The sequence below is a fragment of the Flavobacterium sp. CFS9 genome (genome assembly GCF_041154745.1).
GTDB lineage: Bacteria > Bacteroidota > Bacteroidia > Flavobacteriales > Flavobacteriaceae > Flavobacterium.
This window is the reverse complement of sequence record NZ_AP031573.1, coordinates 364,283-380,030: the sequence shown is the minus strand read 5'-3', so window position 1 is coordinate 380,030 and position 15,748 is coordinate 364,283. Positions and strand designations below refer to the sequence as shown.

13 protein-coding genes and 1 tRNA gene are annotated in these 15,748 nt (G+C 36.6%); 6 read left to right on the top strand and 8 right to left on the bottom strand.

Annotation, left to right across the window (positions count from 1 at the left end):
* Positions 1–8 precede the first annotated feature (8 nt).
* Positions 9–536 carry a superoxide dismutase family protein gene (locus ACAM30_RS01370; RefSeq protein ID WP_369616877.1) on the bottom strand — a complete coding sequence of 176 codons (528 nt, stop codon included), beginning with the start codon at positions 534–536 and terminating at the stop codon, positions 9–11.
* A 208-nt stretch (positions 537–744) separates the two neighbouring features.
* Here ACAM30_RS01370 and ACAM30_RS01365 point away from each other — a divergent pair, with 208 nt between their 5' ends.
* The 3 genes from ACAM30_RS01365 to ACAM30_RS01355 are packed head-to-tail and all read left to right on the top strand — an operon-like array spanning position 745 to position 2,256.
* Positions 745–1,182 carry an META domain-containing protein gene (locus ACAM30_RS01365; protein ID WP_369616876.1) on the top strand — a complete coding sequence of 146 codons (438 nt, stop codon included), beginning with the start codon at positions 745–747 and terminating at the stop codon, positions 1,180–1,182.
* Positions 1,183–1,218: 36 nt separating this feature from the next.
* Complete coding sequence (locus ACAM30_RS01360) at positions 1,219–1,737, top strand: DUF4251 domain-containing protein (protein WP_369616875.1); 519 nt, start codon at positions 1,219–1,221, stop codon at positions 1,735–1,737.
* A gap of 30 nt (positions 1,738–1,767) precedes the next feature.
* Positions 1,768–2,256, top strand: a complete 489-nt coding sequence (locus ACAM30_RS01355; RefSeq protein WP_369616874.1) for a hypothetical protein — start codon at positions 1,768–1,770, stop codon at positions 2,254–2,256.
* 73 nt (positions 2,257–2,329) lie between these two features.
* Here the strand turns inward: ACAM30_RS01355 and ACAM30_RS01350 are convergent, their stop codons facing one another.
* From ACAM30_RS01350 to ACAM30_RS01320, 7 genes are all read right to left on the bottom strand, one after another.
* Entirely contained in the window at positions 2,330–3,424 is a 1,095-nt protein-coding gene (locus tag ACAM30_RS01350; RefSeq protein ID WP_369616873.1) for a glycoside hydrolase family 18 protein, read from the bottom strand.
* Positions 3,425–3,652: 228 nt separating this feature from the next.
* Entirely contained in the window at positions 3,653–5,458 is a 1,806-nt protein-coding gene (locus tag ACAM30_RS01345; protein WP_369616872.1) for an acyl-CoA dehydrogenase family protein, read from the bottom strand.
* A gap of 180 nt (positions 5,459–5,638) precedes the next feature.
* Positions 5,639–6,820: an acetyl-CoA C-acyltransferase gene (locus tag ACAM30_RS01340; protein ID WP_369616871.1), complete on the bottom strand. Its 1,182-nt coding sequence runs from the start codon at positions 6,818–6,820 to the stop codon at positions 5,639–5,641.
* A gap of 93 nt (positions 6,821–6,913) precedes the next feature.
* Positions 6,914–9,304, bottom strand: coding sequence for a 3-hydroxyacyl-CoA dehydrogenase NAD-binding domain-containing protein (locus ACAM30_RS01335; protein ID WP_369616870.1), 2,391 nt, complete (start codon positions 9,302–9,304; stop codon positions 6,914–6,916).
* A 50-nt stretch (positions 9,305–9,354) separates the two neighbouring features.
* Positions 9,355–9,813, bottom strand: coding sequence for a MarR family winged helix-turn-helix transcriptional regulator (locus tag ACAM30_RS01330; RefSeq protein ID WP_017496101.1), 459 nt, complete (start codon positions 9,811–9,813; stop codon positions 9,355–9,357).
* Positions 9,814–10,034: 221 nt separating this feature from the next.
* A complete protein-coding gene (locus tag ACAM30_RS01325; RefSeq protein WP_369616869.1) occupies positions 10,035–11,072 on the bottom strand; it encodes a helix-turn-helix transcriptional regulator in 1,038 nt (345 codons plus the stop codon).
* Positions 11,073–11,174: 102 nt separating this feature from the next.
* A complete protein-coding gene (locus tag ACAM30_RS01320; protein ID WP_369616868.1) occupies positions 11,175–11,789 on the bottom strand; it encodes a hypothetical protein in 615 nt (204 codons plus the stop codon).
* A gap of 399 nt (positions 11,790–12,188) precedes the next feature.
* Between ACAM30_RS01320 and ACAM30_RS01315 the strand changes: the two genes are divergently transcribed.
* The 3 genes from ACAM30_RS01315 (at position 12,189) to ACAM30_RS01305 (ending at position 15,688) form a co-directional block, all read left to right on the top strand.
* A tRNA-OTHER gene (locus tag ACAM30_RS01315) sits at positions 12,189–12,306 on the top strand.
* A 239-nt stretch (positions 12,307–12,545) separates the two neighbouring features.
* A complete protein-coding gene (locus tag ACAM30_RS01310; RefSeq protein ID WP_369616867.1) occupies positions 12,546–14,786 on the top strand; it encodes a hypothetical protein in 2,241 nt (746 codons plus the stop codon).
* Between the two features lie 341 nt (positions 14,787–15,127).
* A complete protein-coding gene (locus ACAM30_RS01305; protein ID WP_369616866.1) occupies positions 15,128–15,688 on the top strand; it encodes a hypothetical protein in 561 nt (186 codons plus the stop codon).
* Positions 15,689–15,748: the final 60 nt, after the last annotated feature.

The following is a 15,748-nucleotide window of genomic DNA, read 5'->3' as shown; positions in this document are numbered from 1 at the left end:
TATGTTTTTTATTTAATGATTCCGGCGCAGGCAACTCTTCCGCCCGCATTTCCTGTAGGCTGTGTTGTAAAATCATCAGATCCCTGATGAACAATTAATCCTTTTCCCAGAATATCTTTATTTTCATCTCCGCAGCCAATGCACCATTCATCAGTAGTTAGTGTTATCGTTCCGTTACCATTTGCATCAGCAGTAAAGTTTCCGATATCTCCTTTGTGGTATTCGGCAACACCCCATTTTCCGTGTTTTTTAAAAGTTGGATTCCAATGTCCTCCGGCCGAACTTCCATCAGCAGCACTACAATCTGCCTTTTCATGAATGTGAATAGCATGAACTCCCGGTTGCAGCCCCGTTATTTTGGCAACAAAAGTTACTTTTCCTTTTTTCTCGGTAAAAGTAGCTGTTCCGGCTACTGTGCTTTTGCTTTTTGGCTCTAAAGTTACCGTTAGGGTTTTGGCATCATTTGATTTTGTACTGGTTTTACAGCCAATGATTAAAGCTGTAATTATAGCGAAAGAAGCGATTATTTTTTTCATAGAAGAGGCTTTTTATTATAGTTTAAGTAAAATTAACATAAAATACTGACATGGATTGGTACCGATCGTTAAAAAAAACTAAAACTATTGATCGGAATTTAGGGCAACTTTAGCTGATGAACCAAAAAATATTACGTAAATTCGTGTAATTATGAGTTTATTCACTTGAAAATCAAGGGTTTTATTTTCTAACTTAATCTTAAATATTATGATCAAGAGTATTTTATCTTTCGTTTTTTTGGGAATTGTTCTGGTTTCCTGTAATTGCTCTAAAGGAGTAAAAGGGGATAATGCTTCTAAACTTGAAGGAAACTGGGAGCTTAATTACATCTCTGGTTCAGGTGTTGATTTTGATGCTTTATATCCCAACAATAAGCCAACCATTAACTTCAATCTGACTGAAAAAAGAGTATCGGGGAATAACGGATGTAATTCTTTCAACGGAGCACTTGTGGTTACTGGTTCTAAAATTGATCTGACACATCCAATGGCTACAACTAAAAAGATGTGTCCGCAAGCACAGGAAGGGGAACGTCTTTTTATGGGCACTTTGCCAAAAATTACCTCCTACGATATTACAGATGAAGGGAAAACACTGCATTTTATCTCGGCAGATATTGCATTGATGCGATTTACCAGAAAATAGTAACTTTCTTCTCTAATCTTTTAAAATTTGCACTTTATGAAAACTAAATTATCCATTTTATTGTTGCTATGCTGTTTTTTAAATGTTTCTGTTTTTGGACAGGAAAAGACAAAAAAAGAGCTAAGAGCTGAAAGAGATTTACAGCAACAAAAAGAAACGGAAGCATTAATTGATTCTAAAAAGTTCGATTTTGAAGCACAAAAAGTAAACCCGCAGGGCGGAAGAGTTATTATTCTGAATTCTAACAACTATCTCTTGAATTTTCGTCCAGATAAAACTACCTGTGATCTTCCTTTTTTTGGCCGTGCCTACAATGTTGCTTTTGGGGGAGACGGTGGAATAAAATTCGAAGGAATACCGGAAGATATTAAAATCGAAAAGAAAAAGAAAAATTACATTTTAAGAGCGACCGTTAAAGGAAAAGATGATGTGTATAATTTATTATTCACTATTTTCAATAATGGAAACACAACACTTACAGTCAATAGCAACAATAAAGCATCTATTTCTTATGATGGTTTGATTAGAGCGCCAAAAGAAGAGGAGAATAAGTAATTATAAAAACTAATTTAAAACCCCGGAACTATGAAAAAAATAAGCCTTATTCTTGTTTTGGCAATTGTCTCATTTTCTTCCTATGCTCAATCCACATTTAAAGAGGATATAGATGTTTTGCAAAGTTTTTACGGAAAATCAAAAGGAGATCTCGTAAAAGAGTACATGAATCTATCGGATAGTCAGGCTGCTGCATTTGCAAAAGTGTATGATAGTTATGAAGCGGATCGCAAAGGGCTTGGGCAAACGAAATTTCAATTGATTAACGATTATGCAGCAAACTATGCAACACTTACCGATGAAAAAGCCGATGAGTTGGCAAAAGCAACTTTACGAAATCACATTGGATATGAAAAGTTATATTCGAAAACCTATACTCAGGCCAAGAAAGTGATCGGTGCCATCAATGCTGCGAAGTTCATTCAATTGGAAGTATATCTGCAGACGATAATCAGAGCTGAAATTCTGGAGACAATTCCTTTTATAGGTGAATTGGATAAGAGTAAAGTTAAAATTTAGTTTTAAATTTTTGCGATAAGAAAAACGGCAGCTATTTTTTGAATAGGTGCCGTTTTTTATGATGTAAAGTTTTTTACTTAGCGGTTTTAACGTCGTAAATTGTATTGACCATTCCGTTGCGTGTGGCATCCAGAGGCAATTCCCAAAACATGATTCCACCTAAGTTTTTAGCTTTAGCATATTCCGCTTTAGCTTTTATTGAGGCCAGATTATCACCTGTAGCAAATGTTTTTTCTTTTTCATTGTACCAGTGAGGTGCTTTGGCTTTTTCATCCCAAAAGTATTTCCATCCATTGGCTTCTGTATAAAAAGTGCTGTAATCTTTAAAAGAAACGCCCTGAACATGCTCACCTGCCTGATACAAACCATTATTAATATTTTCTACATTTTTCCAGGTTCTGGTATAGAAGGCACCTCCTATAACCAGTTTTTCAGCAGGAATTCCCAGTTTCAATAAATATTCAACTGCTCGGTCTGTAGATTCTTCTTTTGGATTAGTGCTGTATAAAGGCGTATGGTGTCCGGTAACTTTTGAGTATCCGTTTACTAAATCATAACTCATTATGTTTACACGGTTTACCAAAGGCATAACCGTTTTCCAGTCAATGGATTCGTCCAGAAATTTTTGAAAACCTCCGGCAGCAAAGCTCAGTTCGTATTTTTTGCCTAAAGTGGAACGCAAAATTTTGATTAATTCGGTGAAATTTGGCTTGTCAGCCGGTTGAAACAAATGCCCTGGCAGTCCCTCAATTGCCGGATACTCCCAATCTAAATCTAGACCATCTACTTTAAAATAATTGCTCACTTCTTTTACCGATTTGGCAAAAGTAAGTCTTCCTTCGGGTGTTGAAAATGCTGCAGAACAAGGCTCACAACCTCCCCAACCTCCAAGTGAAAGAATAATTTTTAATTGTGGATTGGATGCTTTTAGCGAAACCAAATGTTTAATCGTAGTAGAGTCTTTTGCAGAATCAACGCTTAGTTTTCCCTCTTTTAAATGGCAAAAACTGAAGATAATTTGATTTAGTTTACTTACTTCATATTCGTTAATTAACTTGTCATCGCCGGTATAGTAAGCAATGATATCCATTTTTTTGCTTTTTTGCCCAAATGTACTTGTGGTAAAGTTGCACAATAGAATCAGGGCAAACAGGTTAATTTGTTTCATTTTATGTTTTTTAAAGTTTTTAGAATGCTAAATATAAAGTAATACCACCAATATTTAACTATTCTATAGGTGTCTAAGGGTTAATTTTAACGAATATTTTGCAAATCGTTGCAAAAATATTGCGAAGGTTCATTCCCTAGATTTAGTCAAAAAAATAAATAAATAAACCCGCACTGTTTCGGATTAGTGCGGGTTTAAACAAATTAAAAGCTAAAAACTATTTTTCTATTAGAAACAGTAAGAATCTTCTGCAACTAATTTAGCAGCAATTGTTTCCCTCAATGCTACCACGTTTGGTAAGTTTGTATATTTTGTGAAACGTTTAAGCCCCATTAACATCATACGTTGTTCGTCACCTTCAGCAAAAGAAGCAATTCCTTCTTTTCCGTTTAAGTTCACGATATCAACCGCTTTGTACAAGTATAATTTTGCCATAGCGATTTGTTCTTTTACTTTATCTTCACCTTCTTTTTTGGCTAATTTTTCAGTTCTAAGAATAGTACTTTCAGCCATGTAGATTTCGATAAGGATATTAGAAGCAGCCATCAATAATTGTTGGTGAGAATCTAATTCAGGACCATACTTTTGAACAGCGCTACCAGCAACCATTAAGAACACTTTTTTCAGGTTAGCGATGATTCCTTTTTCTTCTGCAAATAATTCAGAGAAATCCGGAGTATCAAAAGAAGGAATTCCCATTAATTCTTCCTGAACTTTCATTGCTGGTCCAAGTAAATCAACGTGACCTTTCATCGCTTTTTTGATCAACATACCCACAGAAAGCATTCTGTTGATTTCGTTTGTTCCTTCGTAGATACGAGCGATACGAGCATCTCTCCAGGCACTTTCCATTGGAGTATCTTCAGAGAATCCCATTCCGCCAAAAATTTGAATTCCTTCATCAGAACAAGATTGAACGTCCTCAGAAACGGCTACTTTCAAGATAGAACACTCGATAGCATATTCTTCAACACCTTTTAATTCAGCTTCCTGATGAGAAGTTCCTTCAGCCTCACGAGCAGCGATTCTGTCTTCGATGTCTTTTGCAGCACGGTAAGAAGCACTTTCTCCAGCGTAAGCGTTAGTTGCCATTTCAGCTAATTTAGAACGGATCGCTCCAAAAGTTGAAATAGAAGTATTGAACTGAATTCTTTCGTTAGCATATTTTACAGCTCCGGAAGTAACTCTTCTTTGCGCATCTAAACAAGCAGCAGCCAATTTAATACGACCAACGTTTAAAGCATTCATCGCGATTTTGAAACCGTTTCCTCTTTCAGATAACATGTTTTCAACCGGAACTTTTGTTTCGTTGAAGAAAACCTGACGAGTAGAAGAAGCACGAATTCCTAATTTATGCTCTTCTTCGTTCATAGAAATTCCGTTTGACGGATCGTTTTCTACGATGAAACCTGTGATATTTTTATCATCTCCGATACGGGCAAAAACGATGAAAACGCTACAGAAACCTGCATTCGAAATCCACATTTTTTGTCCTGTAATAGAGTAGTATTTTCCATCTTCAGATAAAACTGCTTTCGTTTTTCCTGAGTTAGCATCAGATCCTGCACCTGGCTCAGTTAAACAATAAGCACCAAACCATTCTCCTGAAGCCAATTTAGGAACGTATTTTTTCTTTTGCTCTTCAGATCCGTAAAGTGTAATTGGCATAGTTCCAATTCCGGTATGTGCACCAAAAGCAGTTGAGAAAGAACCTGTTGCTCCTGAAATGTAGTCACAAACCAACATGGTTGAAACAAATCCCATTCCTAATCCGCCATATTCTTCCGGAACAGCAACTCCAAGAAGTCCCAATTCACCTGCTTTACGCATAGAAGATTCTGTATAAGCGTAATCTTTCTTTTCGAAACGATCTTTATGCGCCCATAATTCTTTGTCTACGAACTCCTTTACAGAGTCACGCATCATCAATTGCTCTTCCGAAAAATCTTCCGGAGTGAAGATATCTTCGCATTTTGTTTCTTTAACTAAAAACTGACCACCACGAGTCACGTTTTTTTCGATTGTATCTGCCATTGCTTATGTTTTTTTATTTTTTATTTATGTTTTTTGTACACAATCTTGTCATTTCGACGAAGGAGAAATCTCTGTAAGCAGCTCTACAAAGTTTATCAGCTGTGTGGGAAATCGTCGCGGAGATTTCTCGTTCCTCGAAATGACAAACTGAACGTATATACTTTACTTAATAATGCTTTCTTATAACACCTCGTAAATCCCTGCAGAACCTTGCCCAGTTCCCACACACATACTCACGATTCCGTATTTGTTGCCTCTGCGTTTCATTTCGTCGAATAACTGAACAGAAAGTTTAGCTCCTGTACAACCCAGAGGGTGTCCTAATGAAATAGCTCCACCGTTTACGTTTACGATTTCCGGGTTGATGTTCAATTCGCGGGTAACAGCCAAAGCCTGAGAAGCAAAAGCTTCATTCAACTCGATTAATTCGATATCGTTAAGTGTTAATCCTGCTTGTTTCAAGGCTTTCGGAATTGCTTTTACAGGTCCGATACCCATGATTCTTGGCTCAACACCAGAAGAAGCAAAGTTTACCAAACGTGCGATAGGCTCAAGATTCAATTCTTTTACCATCTCTTCACTCATGATCAAAACGAAAGCCGCACCATCACTCATTTGAGAAGAGTTTCCGGCAGTTACACTTCCGTCTGCAGCAAAAACGGCTCTTAAACCTGCTAAAGCTTCTTTAGTTGTTCCGGCTCTTGGGCCTTCGTCTTTATTTACAACGTATGATGTGGTTTCTTTTTTACCATTTTCGTTGATGAAAGTCTGCTCAACAGTAATTGGAACGATTTGTTTGTCGAATTTTCCTTCCGCCTGCGCTTTTAAGGCTTTCATATGAGAATTGTAAGCAAACTCATCCTGATCTTCTCTGGAGATTTTGTATTGGTTGGCAACCGCTTCAGCTGTTAAACCCATTCCCCAATAGTAATCCTCATGACCTGCAGCAGCCACTTTATAATCCGGAGTTGGTTTGTAACCTCCCATCGGAATATAACTCATACTTTCTGCACCACCGGCGATGATACAATCTGCCATTCCTGACTGGATTTTAGCAGTTGCCATTCCGATCGTTTCTAATCCTGAAGCACAGTAACGGTTTACGGTAACTCCGGGAACGTCTTCTACTTTTAATCCCATAAGAGAGATTAAACGTCCAACGTTAAGACCTTGTTCTGCTTCCGGCATGGCATTTCCTACCATAACGTCATCGATACGTTTTTTGTCGAAATCAGGCAGTTCATCCATCATAAACTGAATGGTTTCAGCCGCTAATTCATCAGGTCTTTTGAATCTGAAAACCCCTTTTGGAGCTTTTCCAACTGCGGTTCTATATGCTTTTACTATATATGCTGTTTTCATTTGTTTCGTTTTTTAAGAGTATAGAAGATAGAGTATAGAAAATAGACTTTACTAAGTCTTAAAATCTATATTCTATTCTCTTTGTTCTATTTTCTAATTTCTAAGTGGTTTTCCTTTAGTTAACATATATTGGATTCTCTCCAAAGTTTTTCTTTCAGTACATAAACTCAAGAAAGCTTCACGTTCGATATCTAATAAATATTGTTCAGATACTAAAGTAGCTTCAGATAAATCACCACCTGCCATGACGTAAGCCAGTTTGTTTGCGATTTTTCTATCGTGCTCAGAAATGTATTTACCCGCTTGCATTTGATCCGTTCCTACTAAGAACATTCCAAGAGCTTGTTTTCCTAATACTTTCACGTCCGTTCTTCTGATAGGCTGTGTATAACCCGCTTCTGCCATTAACAAAGCGTGTTTCTTAGCTTCTGCAATCTGACGGTCTTTGTTGACTACGATAATATCTTTTCCGTGTTGTAAAAGTCCGGTATCAAAAGCTTCGTAACCGGAAGTCGAAACTTTAGCCATAGCGATAGTCAGGAAATACTCCTGAAGAACGTTTAATTCCACGTCGTTTTTACGGAATAAATCAGAAGCTCTTAAAGCCATTTCTTTAGATCCACCACCACCAGGAAGTACACCAACACCAAATTCCACTAATCCCATGTAAGTCTCAGCAGCAGCTACTACTTTATCAGCGTGTAAACTCATTTCGCATCCACCGCCAAAAGTCATTCCGTGAGGTGCTACGATAACCGGAATCGAAGAATAACGAACGCGCATCATTGTGTCCTGGAACAATTTGATCGCCATATTCAATTCGTCATATTCCTGTTCCACTGCCATCATGAAAATCATTCCGATATTAGCTCCAACAGAGAAATTCGCTGCCTGATTTCCAATAACCAAACCTTGGTATTCTTTTTCAGATAAGTCAATGGCTTTATTGATGGCCTGAAGTACATCTCCACCAATGGTATTCATTTTAGACTGGAATTCTAAGTTTAAGATTCCGTCTCCTAAATCTTCGATAATAGCTCCACTGTTGCTCCAGACTTTTTTGCTTTCGCGGATGTTGTTCAGGATAATGAATGAATCTTGTCCAGGAACTTTAGTTTGTGATTTTGTTGGAATATTATAGAAGAAAGTTGCTCCTTCTTTTACAGAATAGAAACTGTCACTTCCGGAAGCTAACATTTCAGTAACCCAGGCAGCAGGTGCTAAACCTTCGGCTTTCATGATTTCGATTCCGTTGGCAACACCAATAGCGTCCCAGATTTCGAACGGACCATTTTCCCACCCAAAACCAGCTTTCATGGCATCGTCAATTTTATATAATTCGTCTGAGATTTCAGGAATTCTGTTGGATACATAAGCAAACATTCCGGCGAAACTCTTACGGTAGAATTCTCCCGCTTTGTCTTTTCCTTTTACTAAAACTTTAAAACGATTGATCGGTTTATCGATAGTTTTAGTCAGTTCAAGAGTCGCAAAATTTGCTTTTTTAGCAGCGCGGTATTCTAAAGTCTCTAAGTCAAGAGAAAGAATATCCTTGTCTACTTTTTTGTAGAAACCTTGCCCGGTTTTACTTCCTAACCAGTTATTTTCCATCATTTTGTTGATGAAATCCGGAAGTTTGAACAATTCGTGTTGTTCGTCGTTCGGGCAGTTTTCGTAAATACCGTTGGCAACGTGTACCAAAGTATCTAAACCAACCACGTCAACGGTACGGAAAGTAGCCGATTTTGGACGGCCAATTACCGGTCCGGTTAATTTATCCACTTCTTCAATCGTTAATCCCATTTCTTTTACTAAATGGAATAAACTCTGAATTCCGTAAATACCAATTCTGTTTCCAATAAACGCCGGAGTATCTTTAGCAACAACCGAAGTTTTTCCTAAGAATTTAGATCCGTATTCGTTTAAGAAATCCAATACCTCAGTTGAAGTTTTTGGACCAGGAATAATTTCAAATAACTTTAAGTAACGCGCAGGGTTAAAAAAGTGAGTTCCGCAGAAGTGTTGTTGGAAATCTTCGCTTCTTCCTTCACTCATGAAGTGAATTGGAATACCGGAAGTATTCGAAGTAACTAAAGTTCCCGGTTTACGGAACTGCTCGATTTGTTCGAATACCAGTTTTTTAATATCCAGACGCTCCACAACTACTTCAATAATCCAATCCACATTGGCAATTTTTGCCATATCATCTGTTGTATTTCCAGTGGTGATTCGGTTTGCGAATTTTTGACTGTAAATAGGAGATGGTTTTGATTTTAATGAATTCGCCAGATGCTCATTTACTACTCGGTTGCGAACAGCTTTACTTTCAAGCGTTAATCCTTTTTTAGCTTCAGCTTCTGTCAACTCGCGTGGTACGATGTCAAGCAGTAAAACTTCAACACCAATATTGGCAAAATGGCAAGCTATTCCCGAACCCATAATTCCGGATCCAATTACAGCGACTTTTTTAATTGTGCGTTTCATAGTTAATATTTTGTTTTTTATTTGATTTGAATACTCCTTATAAACTAAGGCTATTCATTTTCTGATTTTTCTGTTTGATTGAATATGTTCTTATCCTGAATTAATTCGTTTATGATTTCAGAAACCTCGATAAAATGGTTTAGTTTCTCATCAGAAACATGTTTTCTTACCGTTTCATTAAATTTCAGAACTGTATTTTTAGATAAATCTCTTTTTTCTTTTCCAAATTCGGTCAGGTAAATCAAAACACCGCGACCATCCGTTGGGTTTTTTTTGCGAACAATCAAACCTTTATCTTCCATAGATTTCAATGTTCTGGTAAGGCTTGTGGCTTCCATGCCCATTCGGGGACCCAAAGCTGTCGATGGGGTTCCTTCTTCCTTATCTATACTCAAAAGGGCAAACCCGGTAGCCATTGTGGCATCGTACTTAGCAGCCTCTTCGTTGTACATTCTTGATACAGCTTGCCATGTAGCACGCAGAATATAATCTATTGTTTTCTCTTTCATATGTAACTATATCGATTTCAAATATAATTAAAAAATACTATGCATGCATATAATTTTTTAATAATTTTTTGGTTAGTTAAAAAATCCCTTTGATTTATAGGGGTTTACGATTAAAATTTAATTGAAATATACTATTCTTTTTTGATGTTTTAACAAAATTTATGCTGTAAAAATTGTTTTATGGTTTTATAATAAGATAAAATTCTGCATTTTGTAAAAAATTATGGCTTTAATTCAATGGCATTTTCAGGATCATATCGTGAAATTGCTTTTTGAAGTATAGTTTTTACTCTATTTCTCAGGTATTCGGGTTTAATAATTTCGATGCCGTCACCAAACCCTAAAAGAATACGTTCCATTTCGTAATTTGGAGAAATAAATAAATGAACGATGATGCTTTTGTCATCATTTTCTTTAATGAGCCGCTGCGTGTGATGCAGAGGTTTGGTTAACACATAAGGTGCGTTGGTTGCGTCTATCCAAAGTTCGATCTTTTTGGGTTGTAAACCTGTATTAACGGTTACCCCAATTACGTTTTTATAAAAGAGCTCTGCATCAAAGTTTTCTTCTAAATAGGGAATGTTGAAATCGTAATCTATGGCTATGATCCTGTCAAGCGCCAAATTGGTAATTGGCTGTGAACCTTTTTTCTTTCCCACCAGAAACCATCGGTTATTGAATTCCTTTAAAATAAAAGGGTGGAAGTGAAATTTGGTTTCTTCCTGAGATTTAAACGATTTATAGGTAATAACCAAAACTACCTTTTTGATAATGGCCTGATAAATCTCGTCCAGATAATGAAGTCCTTTAAGCTTTTCATTTTTGTCCAGATAGATAACAGGTTTGGTATGCGATTTTTCGGCGTAGATTTTATCCTCCAAACGCTGTAGAATGTCCGATACATCATTAAAAAGAGAGAAATCTTTAAACTGCTTCAACATCGAAACAGTTTCGGTGAGCACATTCATGTCTGTTTCGGTTAAAGGGATATCGGTTATCGTAAATTCGTCGTCTTCGTATTTATAATACTTTTTATCATATACCACAATTGGAGCATTGTACCCCAGTTTCTCACTTCGCATGAGCTGAATATCCATCTGAATGGTTCGTTTGCTGATGGGGTTAGCACGGCCTTCGTATTCAAACAAAGCATCAGAGCATTCTTCGATTAAGTCGTCTAAAGTCCATTGCCGGTATTTATTTTGAAGGCATTTGTCTATCGTTTTGTACCGAATTAAGGCATTTTTGTTTTGTGACATGGTTTGTTTTTTTGGGCGTGCCCCTCCGGGTCGGGCTTTCGGCTATATCTTTTGTTCCGTTTCTCTTCACAAAAGGATACCGCCTCAATCCCTCACGCGTATTTACGTTAATAATGAAATCTCTTTTTCAATATTTAATCTTGCTTTTTCCTCATACAAATCCCTGAATTCCTTAGTTTGAAAAATAAACTCGTTTTCCAGAAAATGTTTCAGCGCTTTGGCACGTCCGGGTTTGTAGAGAAAATCAGGGTAAATACGGTACTCTTTTCTAATTTGTTCCAAATAGATTTTATAATCTTCCCAATCTTTAGCAAGAATCTTCAAATTAAAATCGATTAACCAGTTAATGTCTTCATCGTTATTATGCAAATGTTGTTGTGTCGCACAGATCGCATCAAAAATGAATTGCTTATTTAGGCGGCTATTTTCGGGAAGAATCGATAAAGCAAACTCGGCACTTTTAAGTTCATTGTCTTTTTTGGAAGCCGAATAAATATAATCATGATAAAAAATTGAAAATAATACTTCATTCGGATTTTCAAGTTTATCGCGATAGACCTGAAAGCTCTCGATCATTTGTTTTAAATGAGTGAGATTGTGATAATGCCTTGATTTTTTGGAATAGGCCTTTTCTAAATCCATCCAGTTTTGCTGAATTTCATTTGCTGGAAAGTCAATATCGGAGAGTAATTCAGCATAAATTTCCTTTAAATCCATATGGTATTTTTTATTTTAATCTAATGAAAAGCTCTGGAGGAGCGAAATATTTACAGCTAGTTTATAGACGATGATTAAAAAGCTCCGGCGGAGTGGCACCTTTTACTTTCCTTTCATTGATCGAATATGTCGCCCCGCCGGGGCTCTTCAAATGTATCTATAGTTCTAACATCCCTCCGGGACTTACGCCCTTTTTAATATTAATATTTACTCAAATTTAAAATTCTTTTTTTACTGCGCAAAATAATTGCGTAGTGGTTTTGAAATCTTTGTTCAGAAATAAAAACAAACGTTCATAGAAATAGAATAAAGAATAAAACAGGTCAAGTTTGAGTTACTTCAGAAAACTTTCCAACGTACACACTTACACCATTACCTTTTTATTTTTCAATCATAATAGAGGCAGTAGCTCAACGGTTAGAGCAGGTAGTTTTGAAATTATCGGTAAAAGGTCAATCAAAACTTACTTCGTACACTTTTAATGTCCGGGTCGTGGGTTCGAATCCCATCTGCTTCTCTATTGATGATCAATTAAAACTTACTTCAGAATATCGGCATTTCCGGTTCGAATCCGGCAAGTTTTAAAATTATCATTAATAAACGAGGGTCAAGATTAACTTACTTCTTTCGCGGTCGCCCGCTCCATTTTAGCTTAGTTAGTCCATTATCCTCCAATTTCAGGTCAAGTGCTTCTTACTTCAAATCTTTTAGGTAGAATCAGAAGCACCATTATCTAAATTTTAAAAATTAAAAAAAATGAAAACAAAAGCATTATTAAAAATCAGTTTACGTCAGAACGCTATTTTCATTCCGTCAGAAATGATTGTGAATGACGTTACAAATTTATCAGGAACAACATCCGTTTTGTTAGCCAATGTTTCAAAATTGGGATTTACATTTTCAGAATCCTTGCTTCATGCTTTAAACAATGTGAATCCGACTTATAAAGTTGAGGTTTTAGAAGTTTTGAGAGAAGTTTTAGGAACCGATAAAAACTGGACACCATTGGTGAAAGAATGGAATGTTCCAACAGGAGAATCTGTTTTGGATCATATTATTACATATTTCGGAAATGTTTTCAAAACTAAAAACGGAACTACATTGCAATGCGGACATATTATCCTAGATAATACTTTTCCGTTAGAAAGATACAACGGTTGTCCATTCTGTGGAACTCCGTTTGAATTTGGGAAAATCGAAAAAGTAGGACAAGGAAGCAAGTTGAAAGTGCTTGAATTGTGGTCTGAAAAAGATTTAAATGAGTTCTATATTTCGTTATTGCAATCCAAAACTGCTTTAGACGCTACTCAGATAGACAGCTTAAAAATGGTGATGCAGTACTTGCCTTTAACAAAAACAGAAGTAGCAATGAAGGAAACTTTAATGCTGGTGATCGATCTTTTGATTGAAAACGGTAAAGAAGACGAGGCTTCGCAATTTTTGAAAACTCCAACGGATATTTTAAGATATTTATGGTTTAAGAATACAGGAATGCTTCAGATTATCGAGCCAAAAACGATTGTTAAAAGAGCTGCTAAAAATGGACAGCATTTTTACAGTGCTCTGGATACAAGCGTTCAGGCGAGAATAGCGTCTCAAAAAGAGTTGAAATTGAAATATTCCCGAAAAGAATGTTTGATGGTGGCCAACTGGTTGAATAATATGGATATGGAAGTTGAGGCTATGTGCGAAACCATGCATCCAAAAAGAGGAATGTGGGTTCGTTTTATCCGTGCCTTGCGTTTGGCAGAATACAGCAAAAGAAAAGGATTCGAGAAATTGAATTTTTTAATGGATGTATTTTACAATCAGGTATATGACGTTTGGCAGGGAAAAGTAAATTCGTTAAGGTTAAAGTTTGATGCCGATAAAACATTTGCGTTGTTAAAGCAACGTCCGGGGTTGTTTGCCCGTTCTTTATTTTCGAATATGCTTTGGTTTGGAGCAGACGAAACGATTGCTCATTTTTCTGAAATTATCGATAAAGTTCCGGCCAGACTGATCTTTACGCTGAACATGTATGCATCCAATTATTTTGATAAAAACATACAAAGAAGTGTAAAGCCTTTAGGAGGAACCAATAAAAGAGTGAATCCAAATGCATTGTTGAATTTATATGATGAATTGCAGTTAGAGGAGATGAAAAGTCAGATTGAGGATTTGTGTCTTTTGGCAATGAGAAAAAGATTCGCGGCGGTTAAAAACACCAATAAAACCATCTATATCGATCCGCAATTGTTTAACATTCCGGTTTCGATAGGAGATCGAAGTGATACTGTTCAGGATTTACCAGTTGCTTTAATGGGAACCCGTTTTCCGGTTGAAGGTAACGAAGTGCGATTGTTTATGCAGTGGGGTATAGATCTACCGGCACAACATCTGGATATGGATTTAAGCTGTCATATCGCTTACGAAGATCGTTCTGATATTTGCTCTTTCAGTCGATTGACGACAACCGGTTGCCAGCATAGTGGTGATATCAGAAGTATTCCGAATAAAATTGGAACTGCCGAATATATCAACATCAACATCGACGAATTGGCAAAAGCCAAAGCTAAATTTGTGACTTTTACCTGCAATGCGTATAGCAACGGAAGCATCACACCAAATTTGATAGTAGGTTGGATGAACAGTAAATACCCGATGAAAATCTCGGAAAGAACAGGTGTTGCCTACGATCCGTCATGTGTAGATCACCAGGTTAGTGTGACGCAGAATGTGGCGAAAGGTTTGGTCTTTGGAGTTTTGGATGTAGCCAAAAGAGAAATCGTTTGGTTGGAAATGACTTTCGGAGGTCAGGTTGTGGGTGGTTTGGATTTTAAAGGAGTTCAGGCGCTATTGTCAAAATTGAACAGCAAATTGAATATCGGAAGCTTGTTACAGCTTAAAGCGGAAGCTCAGGGATTAACAATCACCGAAGATGAAAATGCTGATGAGGTTTATACAGCTCAATGGGCAATGAATCCTGCGGTTGTGACGCAGTTGTTGGTTGATTAATGCTTTAGAGGTACAAAGGTTCAGAGCGGCAAAGGCTCAAAGGTTTAGTTTACAGGCACTATTTGTCATTTCGACGTAAGGAGAAATCTTCACGAGAAGCTCGACAAAGATTAGGCTTTCGTTATGGAATTACTTACGAAGATTTGCTTCGCCTGTTCGCTATCGCTCGAGTCTCCTTACGTCGAAATGACATAAAATGATAAAGAAAATCTTTTAATTCTCATAATCTGTGGCTTAAAAAAACAAATCCTTAGCGACTCCGCGACTTTGCGAGAAATAAAAAAACTACGCAAAATAACTGCGCAGTATTGTTTGAATCTTTGAAAAATAAATTAATAGTTATGAGAAATTTAGAATTTGAAATCCATCCTTTTAGTGAAGCTTTCTACGTTGAATCTTTATTTAATAAAACACGTTCAATTTTGAATGATGTTGAGTCATTAAATAAATTTTGGAAAAACGGAAATCATGATTGCAAAAATGACAATGCGATTCTAGATTTACTTCAAAATATTATTCTTAATGTAGGAGGAATTTCTCGTTTTTTTTGGCCTCCAAGCAAAGATGTATATCATAAAAGACGAGGAGAAAAGCTACGTGAGGTTTATCATGTAAGTGATTCAAGTATTTTAAAGAATAGAGATATGCGAAATCTTATGGAACATTTTGATGAGAAACTAGATGATTTTTTACAAAAAAACGAGAGATATAAAGTGATGCAAAAATACGTTGGACCACTTAGTTATGTAGATGATAATAGAACATTTTTTAGAGCATATTTTTATGATAAGCAAGTTTTTAAAATGCTCAATGTAGAATACAAAATAAAGCCAATAGTAGATGAAATTAGAAGAATTCATCAAATTTTATTACTGCAAAAAGAGAATCGTGGGAGATTTTAAAATAACTGCGCAGCAGTGCATAACCTTTGCACCTATGAACCTCCGGGCCTTTGTCCCTTA